The organism is Micromonospora sp. BL1, from assembly GCF_003667485.1.
In the GTDB taxonomy this organism is placed as follows: Bacteria; Actinomycetota; Actinomycetes; order Mycobacteriales; family Micromonosporaceae; genus Micromonospora; species Micromonospora tulbaghiae.
Genome location: NZ_RCVK01000400.1, coordinates 1 through 19822 on the forward strand (window position 1 = coordinate 1; position 19822 = coordinate 19822).

At 72.2% G+C, this 19822-nt stretch carries 17 protein-coding genes; 12 read left to right on the forward strand and 5 right to left on the reverse strand.

The features are described from left to right. Positions 1-58: 58 nt before the first annotated feature. Positions 59-2119 (reverse strand): SpoIIE family protein phosphatase, encoded by a 2061-nt coding sequence (locus tag EAD96_RS29360; RefSeq protein WP_013473512.1) that lies wholly within the window; start codon positions 2117-2119, stop codon positions 59-61. 170 nt (positions 2120-2289) lie between these two features. On the opposite strand from EAD96_RS29360, the gene EAD96_RS29365 reads away from it, so the two are divergent. Both EAD96_RS29365 and EAD96_RS29370 read left to right on the forward strand, forming a co-directional pair. Then, positions 2290-6654 carry a HAMP domain-containing protein gene (locus EAD96_RS29365; RefSeq protein WP_013473513.1) on the forward strand — a complete coding sequence of 1455 codons (4365 nt, stop codon included), beginning with the start codon at positions 2290-2292 and terminating at the stop codon, positions 6652-6654. Beyond that, complete coding sequence (locus EAD96_RS29370) at positions 6651-7208, forward strand: two-component system response regulator (protein ID WP_013473514.1); 558 nt, start codon at positions 6651-6653, stop codon at positions 7206-7208. The genes EAD96_RS29365 and EAD96_RS29370 overlap by 4 nt, the downstream gene beginning before the upstream one ends. 4 nt (positions 7209-7212) lie before the next feature. Here the strand turns inward: EAD96_RS29370 and EAD96_RS29375 are convergent, their stop codons facing one another. Then, positions 7213-7716, reverse strand: a complete 504-nt coding sequence (locus EAD96_RS29375; protein ID WP_013473515.1) for a GbsR/MarR family transcriptional regulator — start codon at positions 7714-7716, stop codon at positions 7213-7215. Positions 7717-7790: 74 nt separating this feature from the next. Between EAD96_RS29375 and EAD96_RS29380 the strand changes: the two genes are divergently transcribed. Continuing rightward, positions 7791-8753, forward strand: coding sequence for an ABC transporter ATP-binding protein (locus EAD96_RS29380; protein ID WP_013473516.1), 963 nt, complete (start codon positions 7791-7793; stop codon positions 8751-8753). After that, positions 8750-10342 (forward strand): ABC transporter permease, encoded by a 1593-nt coding sequence (locus EAD96_RS29385; protein ID WP_121686523.1) that lies wholly within the window; start codon positions 8750-8752, stop codon positions 10340-10342. Before EAD96_RS29380 ends, EAD96_RS29385 begins: the two co-directional genes overlap by 4 nt. Positions 10343-10435: 93 nt before the next feature. Here the strand turns inward: EAD96_RS29385 and EAD96_RS29390 are convergent, their stop codons facing one another. Then, a complete protein-coding gene (locus EAD96_RS29390) occupies positions 10436-10768 on the reverse strand; it encodes an STAS domain-containing protein (RefSeq protein ID WP_013283540.1) in 333 nt (110 codons plus the stop codon). Positions 10769-10913: 145 nt separating this feature from the next. Here EAD96_RS29390 and hemL point away from each other — a divergent pair, with 145 nt between their 5' ends. From hemL to ccsB, 6 genes are read left to right on the forward strand one after another with little or no spacing between them, the layout of a single operon-like run. Continuing rightward, a complete protein-coding gene (hemL, locus tag EAD96_RS29395) occupies positions 10914-12251 on the forward strand; it encodes a glutamate-1-semialdehyde 2,1-aminomutase (RefSeq protein WP_121686524.1) in 1338 nt (445 codons plus the stop codon). A 4-nt stretch (positions 12252-12255) separates the two neighbouring features. Next, positions 12256-12903 carry a histidine phosphatase family protein gene (locus EAD96_RS29400; RefSeq protein WP_116503393.1) on the forward strand — a complete coding sequence of 216 codons (648 nt, stop codon included), beginning with the start codon at positions 12256-12258 and terminating at the stop codon, positions 12901-12903. After that, positions 12903-13478: a TlpA disulfide reductase family protein gene (locus EAD96_RS29405; RefSeq protein ID WP_121686525.1), complete on the forward strand. Its 576-nt coding sequence runs from the start codon at positions 12903-12905 to the stop codon at positions 13476-13478. The genes EAD96_RS29400 and EAD96_RS29405 overlap by 1 nt, the downstream gene beginning before the upstream one ends. Beyond that, positions 13478-14314: a cytochrome c biogenesis CcdA family protein gene (locus tag EAD96_RS29410; protein WP_121686526.1), complete on the forward strand. Its 837-nt coding sequence runs from the start codon at positions 13478-13480 to the stop codon at positions 14312-14314. The genes EAD96_RS29405 and EAD96_RS29410 overlap by 1 nt, the downstream gene beginning before the upstream one ends. Then, entirely contained in the window at positions 14314-15930 is a 1617-nt protein-coding gene (locus EAD96_RS29415; protein WP_121686527.1) for a cytochrome c biogenesis protein ResB, read from the forward strand. Before EAD96_RS29410 ends, EAD96_RS29415 begins: the two co-directional genes overlap by 1 nt. After that, a complete protein-coding gene (ccsB, locus tag EAD96_RS29420; RefSeq protein WP_121686528.1) occupies positions 15930-16904 on the forward strand; it encodes a c-type cytochrome biogenesis protein CcsB in 975 nt (324 codons plus the stop codon). Before EAD96_RS29415 ends, ccsB begins: the two co-directional genes overlap by 1 nt. Here ccsB and EAD96_RS29425 read toward each other — a convergent pair. Then, entirely contained in the window at positions 16873-17097 is a 225-nt protein-coding gene (locus EAD96_RS29425) for a hypothetical protein (RefSeq protein WP_047891625.1), read from the reverse strand. The genes ccsB and EAD96_RS29425 overlap by 32 nt on opposite strands. Before the next feature lie 95 nt (positions 17098-17192). Between EAD96_RS29425 and EAD96_RS29430 the strand changes: the two genes are divergently transcribed. Beyond that, positions 17193-18674, forward strand: coding sequence for an ATP-binding protein (locus EAD96_RS29430; protein WP_121686529.1), 1482 nt, complete (start codon positions 17193-17195; stop codon positions 18672-18674). A 9-nt stretch (positions 18675-18683) separates the two neighbouring features. Here the strand turns inward: EAD96_RS29430 and EAD96_RS29435 are convergent, their stop codons facing one another. Continuing rightward, entirely contained in the window at positions 18684-19154 is a 471-nt protein-coding gene (locus tag EAD96_RS29435; RefSeq protein ID WP_121686530.1) for a MarR family winged helix-turn-helix transcriptional regulator, read from the reverse strand. A 63-nt stretch (positions 19155-19217) separates the two neighbouring features. Here EAD96_RS29435 and EAD96_RS29440 point away from each other — a divergent pair, with 63 nt between their 5' ends. Next, complete coding sequence (locus EAD96_RS29440) at positions 19218-19775, forward strand: carboxymuconolactone decarboxylase family protein (RefSeq protein ID WP_121686531.1); 558 nt, start codon at positions 19218-19220, stop codon at positions 19773-19775. Positions 19776-19822 lie beyond the last annotated feature (47 nt).

A 19822-nucleotide genomic window follows, 5' to 3' on the forward strand; every position in this document is an offset into this window, starting at 1 on the left:
GACGGGGTGCCTCGCCCGGGCGCCGCCTTCCCCGCCCGGGCGGGGAAGGCGGCGGGGGTTAGGGGGTGTCGTTCCGGAGGACCAGGATGGCTATGTCGTCGCGTGGGGGCTCGACCGAGAACGCGATGGTGGCGGCGCGCAGCCGGGCGGCCACCACGTCGGCCGAGTACCCGGCCAGCGGCGCCGCCGACTCGCGCAGCCGGTCGGTGCCGAACAGCTCCCGTCCGCGCCGCCGCTCGGTGACCCCGTCCGTGTAGAAGATCAGCGCGTCGCCGGGCTTGAGCGTCAGCTCGGCGGTCGGCGTGGTGATCGTGTCGAGCAGGCCCAGCGCCGTACCGCCGGCCCCGACGAACGTCGCGCCGCCACCGCCGTGCAGCAGCACCGGGCGGTCGTGGCCGGCCAGGTGCAGCGAGACGTCGAGCTGGTCGCCGTCGCCGGGTGCGACAGCCGCCAGCGCCAGCGTGCAGTAGCGCCCGCCGCCGCGCTCGACGAGCGTCTCGTTGAGTCGGCCGAGCACCTCGGGCAGCGGTTTGCCGTCGCCGACGAGCACCCGGATCACGTCCCGGACCAGCCCGGTCACGGCGGCGGCCTGTACGCCCTTGCCGGATACGTCGCCGACCACCACGAGCCAGCGGCCGTCCGGCAGCGGGAGCACGTCGTAGAAGTCGCCGCCGACTTCCGCGTCGTCGCCGGTCGGGACGTACTCGGCGGCGAAGCCGATGCCCTCGACCACCGGGAGGACCGGCGGCAGCAGCGACTGCTGGAGCGTCTGGGCGACCCGGCGGCGCTCGGCGTGGATGCGGGCGTTCTCGATGGCGAGGGCGGCGCGGCGGGCCACGTCCTCCAGCACCGACACCTCGTCCGGGTCGTGCCGCTGCCGCTGGTGCCGGCCCACGGCCAGGGTGCCGAGCCGCTGGCCACGGGCGATCAACGGTACGGCGAAGCCCTCCATCGGCCCGCCGAGCGGCACCTGGGCGGCGTTGCGGGACGCCTCGCGCAGCCGGGACTGGATCGAGTCGGGGCCGGTCTCCTGGAGGATCCGGTGCAGCTGCGGCAGCATCGCCTCGTCGGCGTGGCTGGACGCGGCGAGGCGCAGCCGGCCCCACTCGTCGGTGGTGTGCACGGCGCACCACTGGCCGAGCCGGGGCACCACGAGCTGCGGTACGAGCGCCATGGTCAGTTCGACGTCGAGCGACTGGGCGAGCAGTTCACTGGCCTCGGCCAGGAACGTCAGCCAGGTGGAGCGGCGTACGTCGGCGCGGCGCAGCCGGTCGTTCTCCAGGTGCAGCGACAGCCGTTCGGCGGCCAGTACGGCGAGTGGCCGGGCGTACGCCGAGGGCGCCGCGTCCAGCTCCAGCTCGCCGGAGTACGGGCGGTGCACCGCCAGCGGTACGCGCAGCAGCTCGTTGCCCTCGCGCGGCGGGCGGCCGTACCGGGCGAAGACCTGGGTGCCGAGTCCGTCGCCCCGGTCGAGCCGGACCGTGCCACCGGCGGCGCCGACCATCTCGGCGACCCGGGTCAGCAGTCCGGTGGCGAACTCGGGCAGTGGCTCGTCGGCGTACGAGTCGGGGGTGAGCTGCATCAACTCGCTCATGGCCGCGGCGCTCGGCGTACCGTCGCCGTTCCGGTCCGGTTCGGCGACGCGCAGCGGGCCGGCCGACGGCCGGGCGGACCCGCCGGGGCCGGGCCGGTCGAGGCGGAACCAGACGCCCTTGCCGGTGGGCAGGTACGTGGTGCCCCACCGGCTGGAGAAGTGGTCGACGAGCAGCAGGCCGCGCCCTCGGGCTGCGACCTCGGTGATGTCGGACGTGGTGTTGCGCACACCGACGATCAGCTCGTCGACCGGGCCGGAGGCGAAGTCGGTGACGGTCACGGTGAGGCCGTTGCGGTCGGTGTCGACCTCGATGTCCAGTTCGGTACGCGCGTGTTCGACGGCGTTGGTGGTCAGCTCGGTGGTGAGCAGCAGCGCCTCGTTCAGCAGTTCGGGCAGCCGCGCTTCGAGCAGCATGGTGCGCACCAGCGCGCGGGCCGCGGCGGGGGTGCGGCGGTCGGCGGGGAGGCGGACCCGGCGGACGCGCTCGTCCGCGCCGCCGCTGGCCGGCCCTGCCTCCGCTGACACCTTCGTATCCTCCACCGCGCCCACCCCGGGTGCCAAGCGTCCCGGCGAACCCACCACCCGGGTTGATACCGCACGTGACGCGCGATCACACGCGGTGACCTCGACGGATCGCGCGGCACAATGATGGGATGGCCCGTGTGACCGCACGAGCCCGAGCGGAGCGAGGAACGATGGCCACGGTGAATCAGTCGCTGACCGCGGACCCGTCCGCGTCCGACCACGAGGTGCTCCTCGGTGAACTGGTCGAGGCGTTGCGCCGGGTGGGGCGCGGTGATCTGCGGGTGCGCCTGCCCCGGCGGGCTGGTCTGCCCGGTGAGGTCGCCGACGCCTTCAACGACGTGGTGTCGTTGCAGGAACGGCAGCACCTGGACCTGCGGCGGATCAGCCGGATCGTCGGCCGCGACGGGCGGCTCACCGAACGCCTGGACGACGAGGGCCTGGACGGCTCGTGGGCGGAGGGGCAGCGGGCGGTCAACTCGCTCATCGACGACCTGGGCCGCCCGACGACCGAGATCGCCCGGGTCATCGTGGCGGTGGCCGACGGCGACCTGTCCCAGCACATGGCGCTGGAGATCGACGGTCGTCCGCTGCGCGGCGAGTACCTGCGTATCGGCCGGACCGTGAACACGATGGTGGACCAGCTCTCGTCGTTCGCCGACGAGGTGACCCGGGTGGCCCGCGAGGTGGGCACCGAGGGCAAGCTGGGCGGCCAGGCCGACGTGCGCGGGGTGGCCGGCACCTGGAAGGACCTCACCGACTCGGTGAACACCATGGCGTCGAACCTCACCGGGCAGGTGCGGTCGATCTCCCAGGTGGCGACGGCCGTCGCGAAGGGCGACCTGTCGCAGAAGATCACGGTCGGGGCGCGCGGCGAGGTGGCCGAGCTGGCCGACACGATGAACTCGCTCACCGACACGCTGCGGCTGTTCGCCGAGCAGGTGACCCGGGTGGCCCGCGAGGTGGGCACCGAGGGCAAGCTGGGCGGCCAGGCCGAGGTGCCGGGCGTGGCGGGCACCTGGAAGGACCTGACCGACAACGTCAACTCGATGGCGTCGAACCTGACCGCGCAGGTGCGAAACATCGCCCAGGTGTCGACCGCCGTCGCCAAGGGTGACCTGTCGCAGAAGATCACGGTGGCCGCCCAGGGCGAGATCCTGGAGCTGAAGGACACCGTGAACACGATGGTGGACCAGCTCTCGTCGTTCGCCGACGAGGTCACGCGCGTGGCGCGCGAGGTGGGCATCGAGGGCAAGCTGGGTGGCCAGGCGCAGGTGCGCGGCGTCTCCGGCACCTGGCGCGACCTCACCGAGAACGTCAACCAGCTCGCCGGCAACCTGACCAGCCAGGTCCGCAACATCTCCCAGGTTTCCACGGCCGTCGCCAAGGGCGACCTGGGTCAGAAGATCACAGTGGACGCGCAGGGCGAGATCCTGGAGCTGAAGAACACGGTCAACACGATGGTGGACCAGCTCTCGTCGTTCGCCGACGAGGTCACGCGCGTGGCGCGCGAGGTGGGTACCGAGGGCAAGCTGGGTGGTCAGGCCCAGGTCAAGGGCGTCTCGGGTACGTGGCGTGACCTGACCGACAACGTGAACTCGATGGCGTCGAACCTGACCAGCCAGGTGCGGAACATCGCGTCGGTCACCACCGCTGTGGCGAAGGGTGACCTGTCGCAGAAGATCACTGTGGACGCCCGGGGCGAGATCCTGGAGCTGAAGTCCACTGTCAACACGATGGTGGACCAGCTCTCGTCGTTCGCCGACGAGGTCACGCGCGTGGCGCGCGAGGTGGGTACCGAGGGCAAGCTGGGCGGCCAGGCGCAGGTGCGCGGTGTCGCCGGCACCTGGCGCGACCTGACCGACAACGTGAACTCGATGGCGTCGAACCTGACCGCGCAGGTGCGGAACATCGCGCAGGTGTCGACCGCCGTCGCCAAGGGTGACCTGTCGCAGAAGATCACAGTGGACGCCCGGGGCGAGATCCTGGAGCTGAAGTCCACCGTCAACACGATGGTCGACCAGTTGTCGTCGTTCGCCGACGAGGTCACGCGCGTGGCGCGCGAGGTGGGTACCGAGGGCAAGCTGGGTGGTCAGGCCCAGGTCAAGGGCGTCTCGGGTACGTGGCGCGACCTGACCGACAACGTGAACTCGATGGCGTCGAACCTGACCAGTCAGGTGCGGAACATCGCGTCGGTCACCACCGCCGTGGCGAACGGCGACCTGGGCCAGAAGATCACAGTCGACGCGCAGGGCGAGATCCTGGAGCTGAAGAACACAGTCAACACGATGGTGGACCAGCTCTCGTCGTTCGCCGACGAGGTCACCCGCGTGGCCCGTGAGGTGGGCACCGAGGGCAAGCTGGGTGGTCAGGCCCAGGTCAAGGGCGTCTCCGGTACGTGGCGCGACCTCACCGAGAACGTCAACCAGCTCGCCTCGACCCTGACCACGCAGCTGCGCGCCATCGCGCAGGTCTCCACGTCGGTGACCCGCGGCGACCTGACCCAGCGGATCAACGTGAAGGCGCAGGGCGAGGTCGCCGAGCTGAAGGACAACATCAACCAGATGATCGTCACCCTCCGGGAGACGACCAAGAAGAACGCCGAGCAGGGCTGGCTGGACTCGAACCTGGCCCGGATCGGCGGTCTGCTCCAGGGCCAGCGCGACCTGGGCGAGGTCTGCCGCATGATCATGCAGGAGGTGACCCCGCTGGTGGACGCGCAACTCGGCGCGTTCTTCCTGGCGGACAGCTCCGAGGGCAGCATGCGGCTGCGGCTCACCGCCTCCTACGGGTACGTGGCACGCGGCCACGACGTCACGTTCGGCCCGGGTGAGGGGCTGGTCGGGCAGGCCGCCCTGTCGCGCCGGACGATCCGGGTCAAGGCGCAGCCGGACGGGCGCCTCGTCGTACGGTCCGGGCTGGCCGACACGCCCCCGGCCGACCTGGTGGTGCTGCCGGTCCAGTTCGAGGGCGAGCTGCTCGGCGTGATCGAGTTCGCCGGCGTGGCCACGTTCTCCGAGCTGCACCTGGCGTTCCTGGAGCGGCTGGTGCTCACCATCGGCGTCGCGGTCAACACCATCCAGGCCAACCGGCGTACGGAGGAGCTGCTGGCGCAGTCGCAGCGGCTGGCGCACGAGATGCAGGACCAGTCGGCCGAGTTGCAGCGCACCAACGCGGAGCTGGAGGACAAGGCGAAGCTCCTGTCCGAGCAGAAGGCCAACATCGAGACGCAGAACCGGGAGATCGAGCTGGCCCGCCTCGGCCTGGAGGAGAAGGCGCAGCAGCTCACCCGCGCGTCGGCGTACAAGTCGGAGTTCCTGGCGAACATGAGCCACGAGCTGCGTACGCCGCTGAACTCGCTGCTCCTGCTGGCCCGGCTGCTCGCCGAGAACCCGGAGCGCAACCTCAGCGCGAAGCAGATCGAGTTCGCCCGGACCATCCACGGGGCCGGGTCCGACCTGCTGTCGCTGATCGACGACATCCTCGACCTGTCCAAGATCGAGGCGGGCCGGATGGACGTGGAGCCCACCGAGATCCAGTTCGCCGAGATCCGCGGTTACGTGGAGCAGGCGTTCGCGCCGCAGGCCGAGGAGAAGGGCCTGGACTTCCAGGTACGGGTGAGCCAAGACCTGCCGCCCGCGCTGGTCACCGACGCCCAGCGGTTGCAGCAGATCCTGCGCAACCTGCTGTCCAACGCGGTGAAGTTCACCGACAACGGCGCCGTGACGCTGCGCATCGGCCCGGCGGCGGAGAACGCCGTCTTCGACGTGCCGGCGCTGACCAACGCGCAGCGGGTGATCGCGTTCACCGTGATCGACACCGGCATCGGGATCTCCGACGACAAGCTGTCGCTGATCTTCGAGGCGTTCCAGCAGGCGGACGGCACCACCAGCCGGCGCTACGGCGGCACCGGCCTCGGGCTGTCCATCAGCCGTGACCTGGCCCGCCTGCTCGGTGGCACGATCACCGTCTCGTCCGCGCCCGGTCAGGGTTCGACGTTCACTCTCTTCGTACCCGATGTGCTGGCGCCGGACGCGGTGGTGGCGCCGGCGCCACCGTCGCCGAGCCGCGCGGGCCTGCCGTCTTCGCTGCTCATGCCGATGGAGCTGCCGCAGCCGCAGGAGACGCCCGCGACCCGGCGCCTGGACGGCGTGACAGTGCTGATCATCGACGACGACGTGCGGAACGTGTTCGCGCTGACGTCCGCGTTGGAACTGCACGGGATGACCGTGTTGTACTCGGACAACGGGGCGGACGGCGTCCGCCAGCTCGCCGAGCACCCGGAGGTGGACATCGTCCTGATGGACGCCATGATGCCGGACCAGGACGGGTACGAGACGACCGCGCAGATCCGCCGCAACCACCGGTTCGCGGACCTGCCGATCGTCTTCCTGACCGCCAAGGCGATGCCCGGCGACCGGGAGTCGGCGCTCGGCGCCGGCGGCAGCGACTACATCACCAAGCCGGTGGACCTGGACGAGCTGATCGAACTGATGGCGTCCTGGATCGGCCGGAGCCGAGGCGAGGAGAACGCGTGACGCAGACGGCCAAGGCCCTGCTGGTGGACGACCGGCGGGAGAACCTGATGGCGCTGGAGGCGATCCTCCAGGGTCTCCCGGTGCAGTCGGTCGCGGTGGAGAGCGGCGAGGCGGCGCTCAAACAGCTCCTGGTGGACGACTTCGCGGTGATCCTGCTGGACGCCCAGATGCCGGACATGGACGGCTTCGAGACGGCCACCCACATCAAGCGGCGTGAGCGCACCCGGCACGTACCGATCATCTTCCTGACCGCCGCGGACAAGGACGCGCAGCTCGCGCTGCGCGGCTACGCGGCCGGCGCGGTCGACTACCTGACCAAGCCGTTCGATCCGTGGGTGCTGCGGGCGAAGGTGACCGTCTTCGTCGACCTGTGGGTGAAGACGCGGCAGCTCGCCGCCCAGTCGGACCTGGTGCGGGAGCGGGATCTCCAGTGGCGGCACCTGACCGACGCGGTGGACGAGGCGACAGCGCTGCTGCGCGCCGACGACGACCCGTCGGCCCGGGACCGCGCGGTGGAGCTGCTGGAGCAGGCGCGCTGGGGCAACACCCGCTGACGGTTCAGCCGCCGGCCGGGCCGCCGTGCCCGGTCGCGGCCCGCCGGGCCCGCCAGCGGTCGCCGAGCGATTCCAGTTCCTCCTGTACGAAGAGGAAGAAGTCGCGCATCTCGGTGACCCGCTCGCCGGCCGGGGTGCTCCGGCCGTGCAGTGCGTCGACCCCGCCGGCGGCGATGTCGATGAAGTTCTTGTAGATCGTGGTCTTGGTGATCGTCGCCTCGTACCACGGGTTGTCGGGCATCCGGTAGCGGTCGCGCCGGGAGCCCTTGACCGGCTCGCGGACCAGCATGGCGAACTGGGTCAGGTAGCGCACCGCGCCGCTGACGGCCGCCGCGCTGACGCCGAGCCGCTCGGCGATCTCACCCGCGGTGAGCGGGTCGTCGGCGCTCATGACGGTGAACAGGACCCGGGCGGCCATCCGGGGGAAGCCCACGTCGGCGAAGGCCATCGCCATCCGCTCGACGAAGAGGTGGACCTCTTCCTCGTCGTGGTGGGGCGGCACGTTCATAGTCGGCTCCTCGACGCTCACCCCGTGACCCTACAGTCTTCACAAGTTTGTGAAACGAGCGTAGCTTCTGAAGTATGGAAACGGCAATCGATGTGTCCGGCCTGGTGAAGACCTTCGGCCGCACACGGGCTCTCGACGGGCTCGACCTGACCGTCCGCACCGGAGAGGTGCACGGCTTCCTGGGCCCGAACGGCTCCGGCAAGTCGACCACCATCCGGGTGCTGCTCGGCCTGCTGCGGGCGGACGCGGGGGCCGTCCGGCTGCTGGGCGGCGACCCCTGGCGGGACGCGGTGGCGCTGCACCGCCGCCTCGCTTATGTCCCCGGCGACGTCACGCTCTGGCCCAACCTCAGCGGCGGCGAGGTGATCGACCTGCTCGGCCGGCTGCGCGGCGGGCTCGACCCGAGACGCCGTGCCGAGCTGCTGGAGTCGTTCGAGCTGGACCCGCGCAAGAAGGGCCGCACCTACTCCAAGGGCAACCGGCAGAAGGTCGGCCTGGTCGCCGCGCTCGCCTCCGACGTCGAGCTGCTCATCCTCGACGAGCCGACCTCCGGGCTCGACCCGCTGATGGAGGAGGTCTTCCAGCACTGGGTCCGCCGGGCCCGGCAGGACGGGCGCACGGTGCTGCTCTCCAGCCACATCCTGGCCGAGGTGGAGGCGCTCTGCGACCGGGTGACGATCATCCGGGCCGGCCGGACGGTGGAGTCCGGCACGCTCGGCGACCTGCGCCACCTGCACCGCACCGCGATCGACGCCGAGGTCGCCGCGCCGCTGGACGGCCTGGCCGACCTGCCCGGCGTGCACGACCTGCGGGTGGACGGGCAGCGGGTCCGTTTCGACGTGGACACCGCGTCGCTCGACGCCGCGCTGCGCCGGCTCACCGAGCTGGGGGTACGCAGCCTGGTCAGCACGCCGCCCACGCTGGAGGAACTGTTCCTGCGGCACTACGAGACGGCGCCCGCCTCCGGCGCGGCCCCCGCCTCCGGCGTGGCGCGTTCCTCCGACGTGGCGCGTTCCGAGACGGCGGACCGGTCATGAGTGCGCTCACCGGCACCCGTCACCTGGTCCGGCTGATCCTGCGCCGGGACCGCCTCCTGCTGCCGCTGTGGGTGCTGATCCTCGCGGTGCTGCCGATGACGTACGCGGCCAGCTTCGCCGGGCTGTTCCCGACCGCCGCCGAGCGGGCCGCGTACCTGGAGGGCACCGCCCGCAACCCGTCGATCGTCGCGCTGCTCGGCCCGGCGTACGGCGACAGCGTCGGCGGGCTGACCGCCCAGCGCAGCGGCTTCCTGCTGCTCATCGTCGCGCTGGCGAGCCTGCTCACGGTCATCCGGCACACCCGCACCGAGGAGGAGGCCGGGCGGCGGGAACTGCTCGGCGGGAGCGTGCTCGGGCGGCACGCCGGGCTGACCGCCGCGCTGCTCGTCACGTACGCGGCCGGCCTGGTACTCGGGCTGCTCACCGCCGCCGGCCTGGTCTCGACCGGGCTGCCGGTGGGCGGATCGGTCGCGTACGGGCTGGTCACCGTGCTGACCGGCGTGGTCTTCGCGACGCTCGGCGGGCTGGCCGCCCAGCTCACCGAGACCGCCGGCGGGGCGCGGGGAATCGGCCTCGCCGGTCTCGGCGCCGCGTTCGGGCTGCGCCTGGCCGGGGACACCGCCGGCAACGACTGGCCGAGCTGGCTGTCCCCGCTGGGCTGGGGCGCCCGTGTCCGGCCGTACGAGGGGGAGCGGTGGTGGGTGCTGCTGCTGCCGCTTGCCGCCACGGTGCTGCTCGCCGCGCTCGCGTACCCGATCTCGGTCCGCCGCGACCTGGGCGCGGGCGTGCTGCCGCCCCGGCTCGGCCCGGCCACTGCGGGCGGCGCCCTGTCCGGTCCGTTCGGGCTGGCCTGGCGGCTGCACCGGGGGCAGATCCTCTGGTGGTCGGTCGGGTTCGGCCTGCTCGGGCTGATCCTCGGTGGTGCGGCCGAGGCGGCCGGCCGGTCGGTCGAGGGGAGCCCGCGGATGGAGGAGATCGTGGCCCGGCTCGGCGGGGCGTCCGGGATGGCCGACGCGTACCTGGGGGTCACGCTGAGCCTGGCCGGGCTGGCCGCGGCCGGGTACGGCATCCAGGCCGCGCTGCGGATGCGCGCCGAGGAGTCCGCCGGGCACGCCGAACCGGTGCTCGCCACCGGGACGCGGCGCTCGACCTGGCTGCTGTCGCACGTGGCGTTCGCGCTGCTCGGCCCGGTGGTGGTGCTCGCGGTGACCGGGCTGACGACCGGCCTGACGTACGGGTTGAGCACCGGTGACGTGCCCCGCCAACTGGGCCGGATGTTCGCCGCCGGCCTGGCCCAGGTGCCGGCCGCGTGGGTGCTGGCCGGGCTCGCCGTGCTGCTCTACGGCCTGCTGCCCCGGCTCGCGTCCGCCGCATGGGTGGTGCTGGCGGTCTGCGTGCTGCTCGGGCAGCTCGGCGCCGTGCTGGAGCTGGACCAGTGGCTGCTGGACGTGTCCCCGTTCACGCACACCCCGCAGGTGCTGCGCGACGCCTGGACCCCCACCCCGCTCTACGTGCTGACGGCCCTGGCGGTGACCCTGGCCACAGCCGGCCTGCTGACGTTCCGCCGCCGCGATCTCCCCGTCCTCTAACAGCGTTGATCTTGCACTTGTGGCCGCGACGAAAGGGGTGAATCACCCCGGTCGAGGGCCGCAAGTGCAAGATCGCGGGGGAGGGGGCCGAGGTCAGGGGGTGGCTTCGTTGCGGATCATCAGGGCGCTGCGGAGGCCGGTGATGTCCAGGACGCGGATCAGGAAGTCACCGACGTTGGTGAGCATCAGCAGGCACTGGGTGTGACTGGCCTTGCGGCTGAGCACCACGAGCGTGCCGAGGCCCTGCGAGTCGCAGAACGTGACCCCGGCCAGGTCGAGCACGATGCGCGGGGGCGGATCCGCCAGCACCTCGTTGACCACCGTCGAGAGCTGGGCGGCCGTGAGCATGTCGATCTCACCGGCCAGGCGAAGCACGGCTTCGTCACCCGTCCGGTGTACGGTGATGGACAGTTCGGCACGATCCACCCGGTCAGCCTATCGCGATCTCGACCGACGGGCCTGTCGAGCGGATCGCCGTCGGCCGTCGCGCCGCTCAGGCGGGTGAGCCTGGTTACGCCCGTCGCGGGGTGCCTGCCAGGCAGCACTCCGGCGCTGACACAATGGCCCCATCGTGACCGAGACCTTTTCCGCCGGATCCGGCCGCTACCCGGCCGACGCTCCGGCCTCCGAGGCCCTGTTCGACCGCGCCAAGGCCGTCGTGCCCGGCGGGGTCAACTCTCCCGTGCGCGCGTTCCGTGCCGTCGGCGGCACCCCGCGCTTCATGGTCCGGGGGGAGGGTCCGTGGCTCTTCGACGCCGACGGTCGTCGCTACGTCGACCTGGTCTGCTCCTGGGGCCCGCTGATCCTCGGCCACGCGCACCCGGCGGTGGTGGAGGCGCTGCGCGAGGCGGCGGCGCTCGGCACCAGCTTCGGCACGCCGACGCCGGGTGAGGTCGACCTGGCCGAGGAGATCATCGCGCGGACGCCGGTGGAGCAGGTCCGCCTGGTCAACTCCGGCACCGAGGCGACCATGTCGGCGATCCGGCTGGCCCGCGGCTTCACCGGCCGCTCCAAGATCATCAAGTTCTCCGGCTGCTACCACGGCCACTCGGACGCGCTGCTCGCCGCCGCCGGCTCCGGCGTGGCCACGTTCGGACTGCCCGACTCGCCCGGCGTGACCGGCGCGGCGGCCGGCGACACGATCGTGCTGCCGTACAACGACCTGCGCGCGGTCGAGGAGGCGTTCGCCGCCGAGGGGCAGCACATCGCCGCGATCATCACCGAGGCCGCCGCCGGCAACATGGGCGTGATCGCGCCCCGCGACGGCTTCAACTCCGAGCTGGCCCGGATCGCCCACGCGAACGGCGCGCTGCTCATCGTCGACGAGGTGATGACCGGGTTCCGGGTGTCCCGCGCCGGATGGCACGGCCTCGACCCCTCGGACGCGGACCTGTGGACGTACGGGAAGGTCATGGGCGGCGGCCTGCCCGCCGCGGCGTTCGGCGGACGCGCGGAGATCATGGCGAAGCTCGCCCCGGCCGGCCCGGTCTACCAGGCCGGCACGCTCTCCGGTAACCCGCTGGCCTGCGCGGCCGGGCTGGCCACGCTGCGGCTGGCCGACGACGCGCTCTACCGGCGGCTCGACGAGACCGCCGCCGCGCTGGGCAAGCTCACCACCGAGGCGCTGTCCGCGGCCGGCGTGCCGCACCGCCTCTCCACCGCGGGCAACATGTTCTCGGTCTTCTTCACCGACGCGGACGTGCACGACTACGACAGCGCCCGCACCCAGGTGGTGCCGGCGTTCAAGGCGTTCTTCCACGCGATGCTCGCCGCCGGCGTCTACCTGCCGCCGAGCGCGTTCGAGTCGTGGTTCGTCTCGGCCGCGATCGACGACACCGCGTGGGAGCAGATCGCCGCCGCCCTTCCGGTCGCGGCGCGGGCGGCGGCAGCGGCGGGAAGCGGGGGGTAACCAAATGGCGGAGACCGTGGTGCACGTGCTGCGGCACGGCGAGGTGTACAACCCGGACGGCATCCTCTACGGCCGCCTGCCCGGGTTCCGCCTCTCCGAGCTGGGCGTGCAGATGGCCAAGGCGGCGGCGCAGGCGCTCGCCGACCGGACCGTCGTGCACGTGGTGGCCAGCCCGCTGGAGCGCGCCCAGCAGACCGCCGAGCCGATCGCGGCGCAGTTCGGCCTCTCCGTCGGCGTCGACGAGCGGCTGATCGAGAGCGCGAACTGGTTCGAGGGCAAGAAGGTCTCGCCGGGTGACGGATCGTTCCGCGACCCGCGCAACTGGTGGGTGCTGCGCGACCCGGTGACCCCGTCCTGGGGCGAGGCGTACCGGGCCATCGCCGAGCGCATGTTCGCCGCGCTGCACGCCGCCCGCGTCGCCGCCGAGGGGCGGGAGGCGGTGCTCGTGTCGCACCAGCTCCCGATCTGGACGCTGCGCCGGCACGTCGAGCGCAAGCGCCTCTGGCACGACCCGCGCCGCCGCCAGTGCGGCCTGGCCAGCCTCACCTCGTTCCACTTCGACGGCGCCAAGATCGTCGGCATCGGGTACTCCGAGCCGGCGGCCCACCTCGTGTCGATCTCGCCGACCGCCCGGACGGCCAAGGGGGCCTGATGCTCACCCGGAGGCTCGCCGCCGCCCTGCTCGCCGCCGTGACCGCCGGTACGGCGCTGGTCGGCTGCTCCTCCGGCAGCCAGGAGAGCCGGTGCGCGGCCGACGGCTCCACCGTCACCTGCGCCCCCGACCAGCGGTCCAAGACGCCGAAGGTGAGCGGTGAGCTGCTCACCGGCGGCAGCTACGACGTCTCCCGCGACCGCGGGCAGGTCGTCGTGGTCAACTTCTGGGGTTCCTGGTGCGCGCCCTGCCGGGCCGAGGCGGACGACCTGGAGGCCACCTACCAGGCCACCAAGGGCTCCGGCGTGACGTTCCTCGGCATCAACGTGCAGGACAGCAAGGACAAGGCGATCGCCTTCGAGGAGGGCCGGGTCACGTACCCGAGCATCTTCGACCCGGCCAGCCGGCAGGCGCTCAACTTCGACATCCCGCCGAACACCACCCCGGCCACCGTCGTGCTCGACCGTGAGGGCCGGATCGCCGTGGTGATCCGCCGGGCCGTCACCCGTGACGAACTGCGGCCGATCGTCGAGGACATCGCCGCCGAGTCGCCGCCGCCGAACGGCTCCCGCTGATGGGCGAGACGTTCCGCCAGCTCGCCGAGTCCGGCCCGCTGCTACTCGCAGTCGGCGCGGCCGCCCTGGCCGGACTGGTCAGCTTCCTGTCGCCGTGCGTGCTCCCGCTGATGCCCGGCTACCTGTCGTACGTGACCGGCCTGGCCGGCACCGACCTGGAGGGCCGCCGCCCGGCCCCGCCGCAGTCACCGGACCCACCGCCGACCGGGGGCGGCGTCGCCGTGGCGGAACGGACGCAGGCCCGGACCACCGCCGCCGTCAAGGGCCGGGTACTCGCCGGCACGCTGCTGTTCATCGCGGGCTTCACCGTCGTGTTCGTCGCCACCGCGATCCTCTTCTCCGGCGTCGGCAAGCTCTTCTTCCGGTACGAGCGCACGCTGGAGATCGTCATCGGCGCGCTCGTGGTGGTGCTCGGCCTCGGCTATCTCGGGGTGATCCCCGGCATGCAGCGGGAGTTCCGCATCCGCTGGCTGCCCTCCGCCGGGCTGCTCGGGGCACCGGTGCTCGGCGCGGTCTTCGCGCTGAGCTGGCTGCCCTGCACCGGCCCGACGCTCGGCGCGGTGCTCGGCATGGCGGCCACCGAGGGCGGGACCGACCGGGCCGTGGTGCTCGCCGTGGCGTACTGCCTCGGGTTGGGGATACCGTTCGTCGTCTTCGGGCTGGGCTTCCAGCGCCTGCTCGGGGTGTTCCGCGCCGTCCGGCGCAACAGCCGCTGGGTGACCCGGATCGGCGGCGCGCTGCTGATCGCGATCGGCCTGGCGCTGATCACCGGTGGCTGGGTGAACGTGGTGATCTGGTTGCAGACGAACGTGGGCGTGGGCGAGGTGAGCATCTGATGACGACCGTCGACGACCGGCCGTCGACCCCCGCGCAGGCGCCCCGGCGGCGGGTCAACCCGGTGCTGGCCCTGCTGCGCAACTCGTGGCGGCAGCTCACCAGCATGCGTACCGCGCTGATCCTGCTGTTCCTGCTCGCCATCGCGGCCATCCCCGGCTCGGTGCTGCCCCAGCGCGGCGTCAACCCGGAACGCGTCAACCAGTGGTTCGTCGACCACCCCGACCTCGCGCCCCGGCTGAACCAGATCGGCGCGTTCGAGGTCTTCGGCTCGGTCTGGTTCTCCGCGATCTACCTGCTGCTGTTCACCTCGTTGATCGGCTGCATCCTGCCCCGCGCCCGCGACCACGTCCGCGCGCTGCGGATGAGGCCACCGGCCGCGCCGAGACGGTTCGACCGGCTGCCGCAGCACGCGGTGCTGGAGGTCCCGGCCGCCGCCGACCCCGAGGCGATCGCGGCGGTGCTGCGCCGCCGCCGGTGGCGGGTCACCGTGCGCGGCAACGAGGTCTCCGCCGAGAAGGGCTACCTCAAGGAGACCGGCAACCTGCTCTTCCACGTGTCGCTGGTCGCCGTCCTGCTCGGGGTGGCGCTCGGTTCCTGGTACGGATGGCACGGCAACCGCATCCTGGTGGCCGGCGAGGACAACGCGTTCTGCAACACCCGCCAGCAGTACGCCGAGGCGTCGCTCGGCCCGCGCGTGGACAGCTCCGACCTGCCCCCGTTCTGCCTGACGCTGGAGAAGTTCGAGGCCGACTACCTGCCGTCCGGGCTGGCCTCCCGCTACTGGGCCACGGTGACAGTGGACGAGCCGGGCGGCGCGGAACGGACCGCCGGGTTCTCGGTCAACTCGCCGCTGCGGCTCGGCTCGGCGAACGTCTACCTGCTCGGCAACGGCTACGCGCCGCTGCTGAAGTACACCGACAAGTACGGCCGCAGCCAGACCAGCGAGGCGCCGTTCCTGCGCACCGGCGACTCCAACGCGACCGAGGAGGGCGTGGCGATCTTCCCGGACGCCAACGTCGACCCGAAGACCGGCGCGCGGGCCCCGGACCAGCAGATCGCCTTCGACGGGCTCTATCTGCCGACCGCGCCGGAGAGCGCGCCGTACGTCTCGTCGCAGTACCCGGCCGAGCGGAACCCGGCGGTGAACCTGACCGCGTACCGGGGCAACCTCGGGCTGGACGCCGGCATCCCCGGCTCGGTCTACGCGCTGGACCGGCGGCAGATCGACGACGGCAAGCTCAAGGAGATCGGCACCAAGCTGCTGCGGCCGGGGGAGAAGTGGACCCTGGACGACGGCAGCACGCTGGAGTTCGTCGGCACCAAGCCGTACATCACGCTCGCGGTCCGGCATGCGCCCGGGCAGACGTTGCTGCTGGTGGCGAGCGGCACGCTGCTGCTGGGCCTGATGGGCTCGCTGTTCGCCCGGCGGCGCCGGGTCTGGTTCCGGGTTTCGCCCCCCGAGGGCGGATCTCCGACGAGCGGTAGTAGTTTGGTGGAGGCCGGTGGGCTGCCGCGCACCGAGCACCCTGGGTTCGCCGACGAGTTCGCGCAGCTCGTCGCCGCGGTGAGCGGCGACGCGCCGGACGCGCGGCGGGCGCGAGAAGGAGACGACTGATGTCCGCACTCTCCGACCAGCTGGTCGCGTTCGCGATCCTGGCGTACCTGATCGCGATGATCAGCCACGCGGTGGAGTTCGCGCTGGGCAACGCGCGGAAGGTGTCCGCGGCCGCGCCGGCGCGGGAGCTGGTCGGCGCGGGCGTCGGCGGAGCCGGCGGCACGGTCGACGAGCCGGCCGTCGCGGCGACGCCGCCGCGCCCGGACCGCACCGGCGCGCGGGCCGTGCTGGCCGGCCGGATCGCCGCCTGGCTCACCGTGCTGGCAGCCGCCGTGCACCTGGGCGCCGTGGTCACCCGGGGCCTCGCCGCCGACCGGATGCCCTGGGGCAACATGTACGAGTTCGTGCTGACCGGCACCTGGATCGGTGTGGCGGCCTGGCTCGTGGTGCTCTGGAAGCAGCCGTGGCTGCGCCGGCTCGGGCTGTTCCTGACGCTGGTCATGGTGCTGCTGCTGGCCTTCGCCGAGCTGAAGCTCTACGTGCCGATCGAGCCGCTGATGCCGGCGCTGCAGTCGTGGTGGTTCATCATCCACGTCTCGACGATCATCTTCGCCTCGGGCATCTTCCTGCTGGGCGTGGTGCCCGCCGCCGCGTACCTGATGCGGTCCGGCTGGGAGCAGGGGCGGCGCAGCTTCCCGTACACCCTGGCCCGCCGCCTCCCGGAGGCGGCCGGGCTGGAGCGGCTGACCTTCATGCTGCACGCCTTCTCGTTCCCGATCTTCACCTTCGCGGTGATCGCGGGGGCGATCTGGGCCGAGGCGGCCTGGGGTCGTGCCTGGGGCTGGGACCCGAAGGAGACCTGGGCGTTCATCTCCTGGGTGGTGTACGCGGGCTACCTGCACGCCCGGGCCACGCCGAGCGTGAAGCGCAACGTGGCGACCTGGATCTCCATCGTGGGCTTCCTGACCGTGATGATGAACCTGTTCGGCGTGAACTTTTTCTTCACCGGTCTGCACTCGTACGCCGGGGTGTAGTGGCCGGGCGCGCGGTCAGCACCTCGTCCACCCGGCGCGTGATCTGGTAGGCCACCTCGGGCAGGTCGGCCAGTTCGAGGCGGTCCGCCCGGAGCGCGAACTGGGCGTGCAGCTCGCGGGCCACCGCGTCGCGGATCTCGGCCTGGAGCGGGCTGAGGCCGTCGGGGTCACCCACCACGTATGCGTCATCCATCCGCCGATGATGAACCGCCGTCGGCGAAGCTGTCAGTGACGCAGAATGTAGGACTACACTTCTTAGAACTGTAGTTATAAGAAATGTGGTTCCGTATGCCGCTGCTCGGAAAACCCGCGGAGATCTTCGACCGGGACGTCGAGTGGGCCGAACTGGCCCGGTTCGTGGCCGACGACCGGCCCGGCGCGACGCTCGGCGTGGTCAGCGGCCGCCGGAGGCAGGGCAAGACCCTGCTGCTGTACCAACTGGCGCAGGCGAGCGGCGGCTTCTACTTCGGCGCGACCGAGGCGACGTCGACCGAATCGCTGCGCCGGTTGGGTGAGGCTCTGGGCGCGTACTCCGGGTCACCAGGCCCCGTCCACCTGCCGGACTGGGGTGCGGCTGTCGACGCGCTGCTCGCGCTCGGACGGGAGCGCCCCGTCACCGTCGTCCTCGACGAGTTCCCGTACCTGGTGCGCGCGGCCCGTGACCTGCCGTCGATCATCCAGCATGCGCTGACACCAGGGCGTCCGGAGCGGACCGGGTCCCGGGCGCGGTTGCTGCTGTGCGGCTCGGCGCTGTCCTTCATGGGAGGACTGCTCGCCGGGTCGGCGCCGCTGCGCGGGCGGGCCGGCCTGGAACTGCCGGTGCAGCCACTGGACTTCCGCGCTGCGGCGGCCTTCTGGCAGATCGACGACCCGCTGCTGGCGGTGCGCGTCTTCTCCGTCGTCGGAGGCACCCCCGCGTACCGCCGCGAGTACGTCCAGGACGACACCCCGGCCGGGCCGGACGACTTCGACGCGTGGATCGTGCGGACGGTCCTGAACCCGGCCCGGCCGCTGTTCCGTGAGGCCCGATACCTGCTGGCCGAGGATCCGGACCTGCGGGACACGGCGCTGTACCACTCGGTTCTCGCCGCCGTCGCGGAGGGCAACGCCAGCCGGGGCGGCATCGCCGGCTACATCGGGCGGAAGGCCACCGACCTCCAGCACCCGCTGACCGTGCTGGAGGACGCCGGGCTGCTGCTGCGTGAGCCCGACCCGCTGCGCAGCGGTCGCAGCAACTACCGGATCACCGAGCCGTTGATCACCTTCTACCAGGCCGTGATGCGCCCGGCGTGGACGGCGCTGGAGCAGCGGCGCGGCGCCGACGTCTGGCGTCGCTCACAGCGCCGCTACGCCAGCGCGGTGCTCGGACCCCGGTTCGAGGAGATCGTGCGGCAGTGGGCGCTGCGCTTCGCCGAACCCGAGCTTCTCGGTGGGCACGTCGCCCAGGTGAGCGCGGCGACGCTGACCGACCCGGACACCCGGACGCGTCACGAACTCGACCTGGTCGCGATGGGTGAGCCGCCGCCGGGCGACGGCCCTCACCCGCTCCTGGCGATCGGTGAGGTCAAGTGGGGTCGCCGGCTGGGCCGGACCGAACTCCAGCGGCTGGAGCGGATCCGGGCCCTGTTGGTACGGCGACCCGGCTTCGACGCGACCGGGGCGCGGCTGCTGCTGGCGGGCGGCCACGGCTTCGAGGACGACCTCGTCGAGGCCACGGCCGGGCGGCCGGACGTGGTCCTGGTCGACCCGGCTCTCCTCTACGGGCGCTGAGTGGCCGTCTCACCCACCGAACCAGCCGGGGACGTCGAGGCGGAACACGTCGGCGGGGACCATCCGGCGCAGGTCGTCCTCGATGGCGTCGACCCGGTCCGCGCCGAGCGTGGCCGCCCAGCGGTCGCGTAGTTCGTCGAAGACGACCGCCGAGCGGTGCAGCCCGTCGTGGCCCTTCGCGGTCATCCGGACCAGCTTGCGGCGGGCGTCGGCGGGGTCGTCCACGCGGTCCAGGTAGCCGAGCGCGACCAGCCGGTCCACCGTCTTGCCCGCTGCCTGCTTGGAGACGCCGAGGCGTTGCCCGAGGTCGGAGGCGGTGGTGCCGGCCGGGCCGACGGCCTGGAGGACGAAGCCGTGGGCGGGGCGCAGCTCGGGGTGCCCCTGGCGGGCCAGCTCGGCGTGCAGGTCGTCGATCAGCGCACGGAAGCCGGCGAGCAGGAGCAGCGGCAGCGCGAAGCCGGGGCGGTCAGGCGTTGCCATGTTCGACAACCACGTTTACTATTTCGTCAACCACGTTGACTATCTTACGAGAGGGGCCTTGTGATGTCCCGCTTCACCACGTACGAGCCGGAGACCGCGCCCGCCGCCGCCCGCCCGGTCATGGCCGGGGTACGCCGCTCGCTCGGCCACCTGCCCGCCGCCGTCGGCCTGATGGCCGGCTCGCCCGAACTGCTCAAGGGCTTCCTCGCCGCCAACGCCGCGTTCGAGGCGACCGACCTCGACCCGGTCGCCCGCGAGGTGGTCGTGCTGACGGTCGCCACCCGCAACGGCTGCCACCTCTGCGTGGCCATGCACACCGCGACGCTCGTCCGGCACGCCGCCGCGCCCGAGCTGATCGAGGCGCTGCGTGCCGGTACGGCGCTGCCCGACCCCCGGCTGGAGGCGCTGCGCCGCTTCACCGTCGCCGTCCTCGACCACCGGGGCGCGGTCCCCGACGCCGACCTGGACGCGCTGCTCGCCGCCGGATGGCAGCCCCGGCACGCGCTGGACGTGGTGCTCGGCGTCGGCACGTACACGATCTCCACGTTCGCCAACCGGCTCACCGAGGCGCCGCTCGACGAGCCGCTGGCCGCGTACGCCTGGACGCCCGCCCCCTGTTGACCGGGGGCGAGCCCGGCCCGAGGAAGGCGGTACGGGAGGATGGGGGC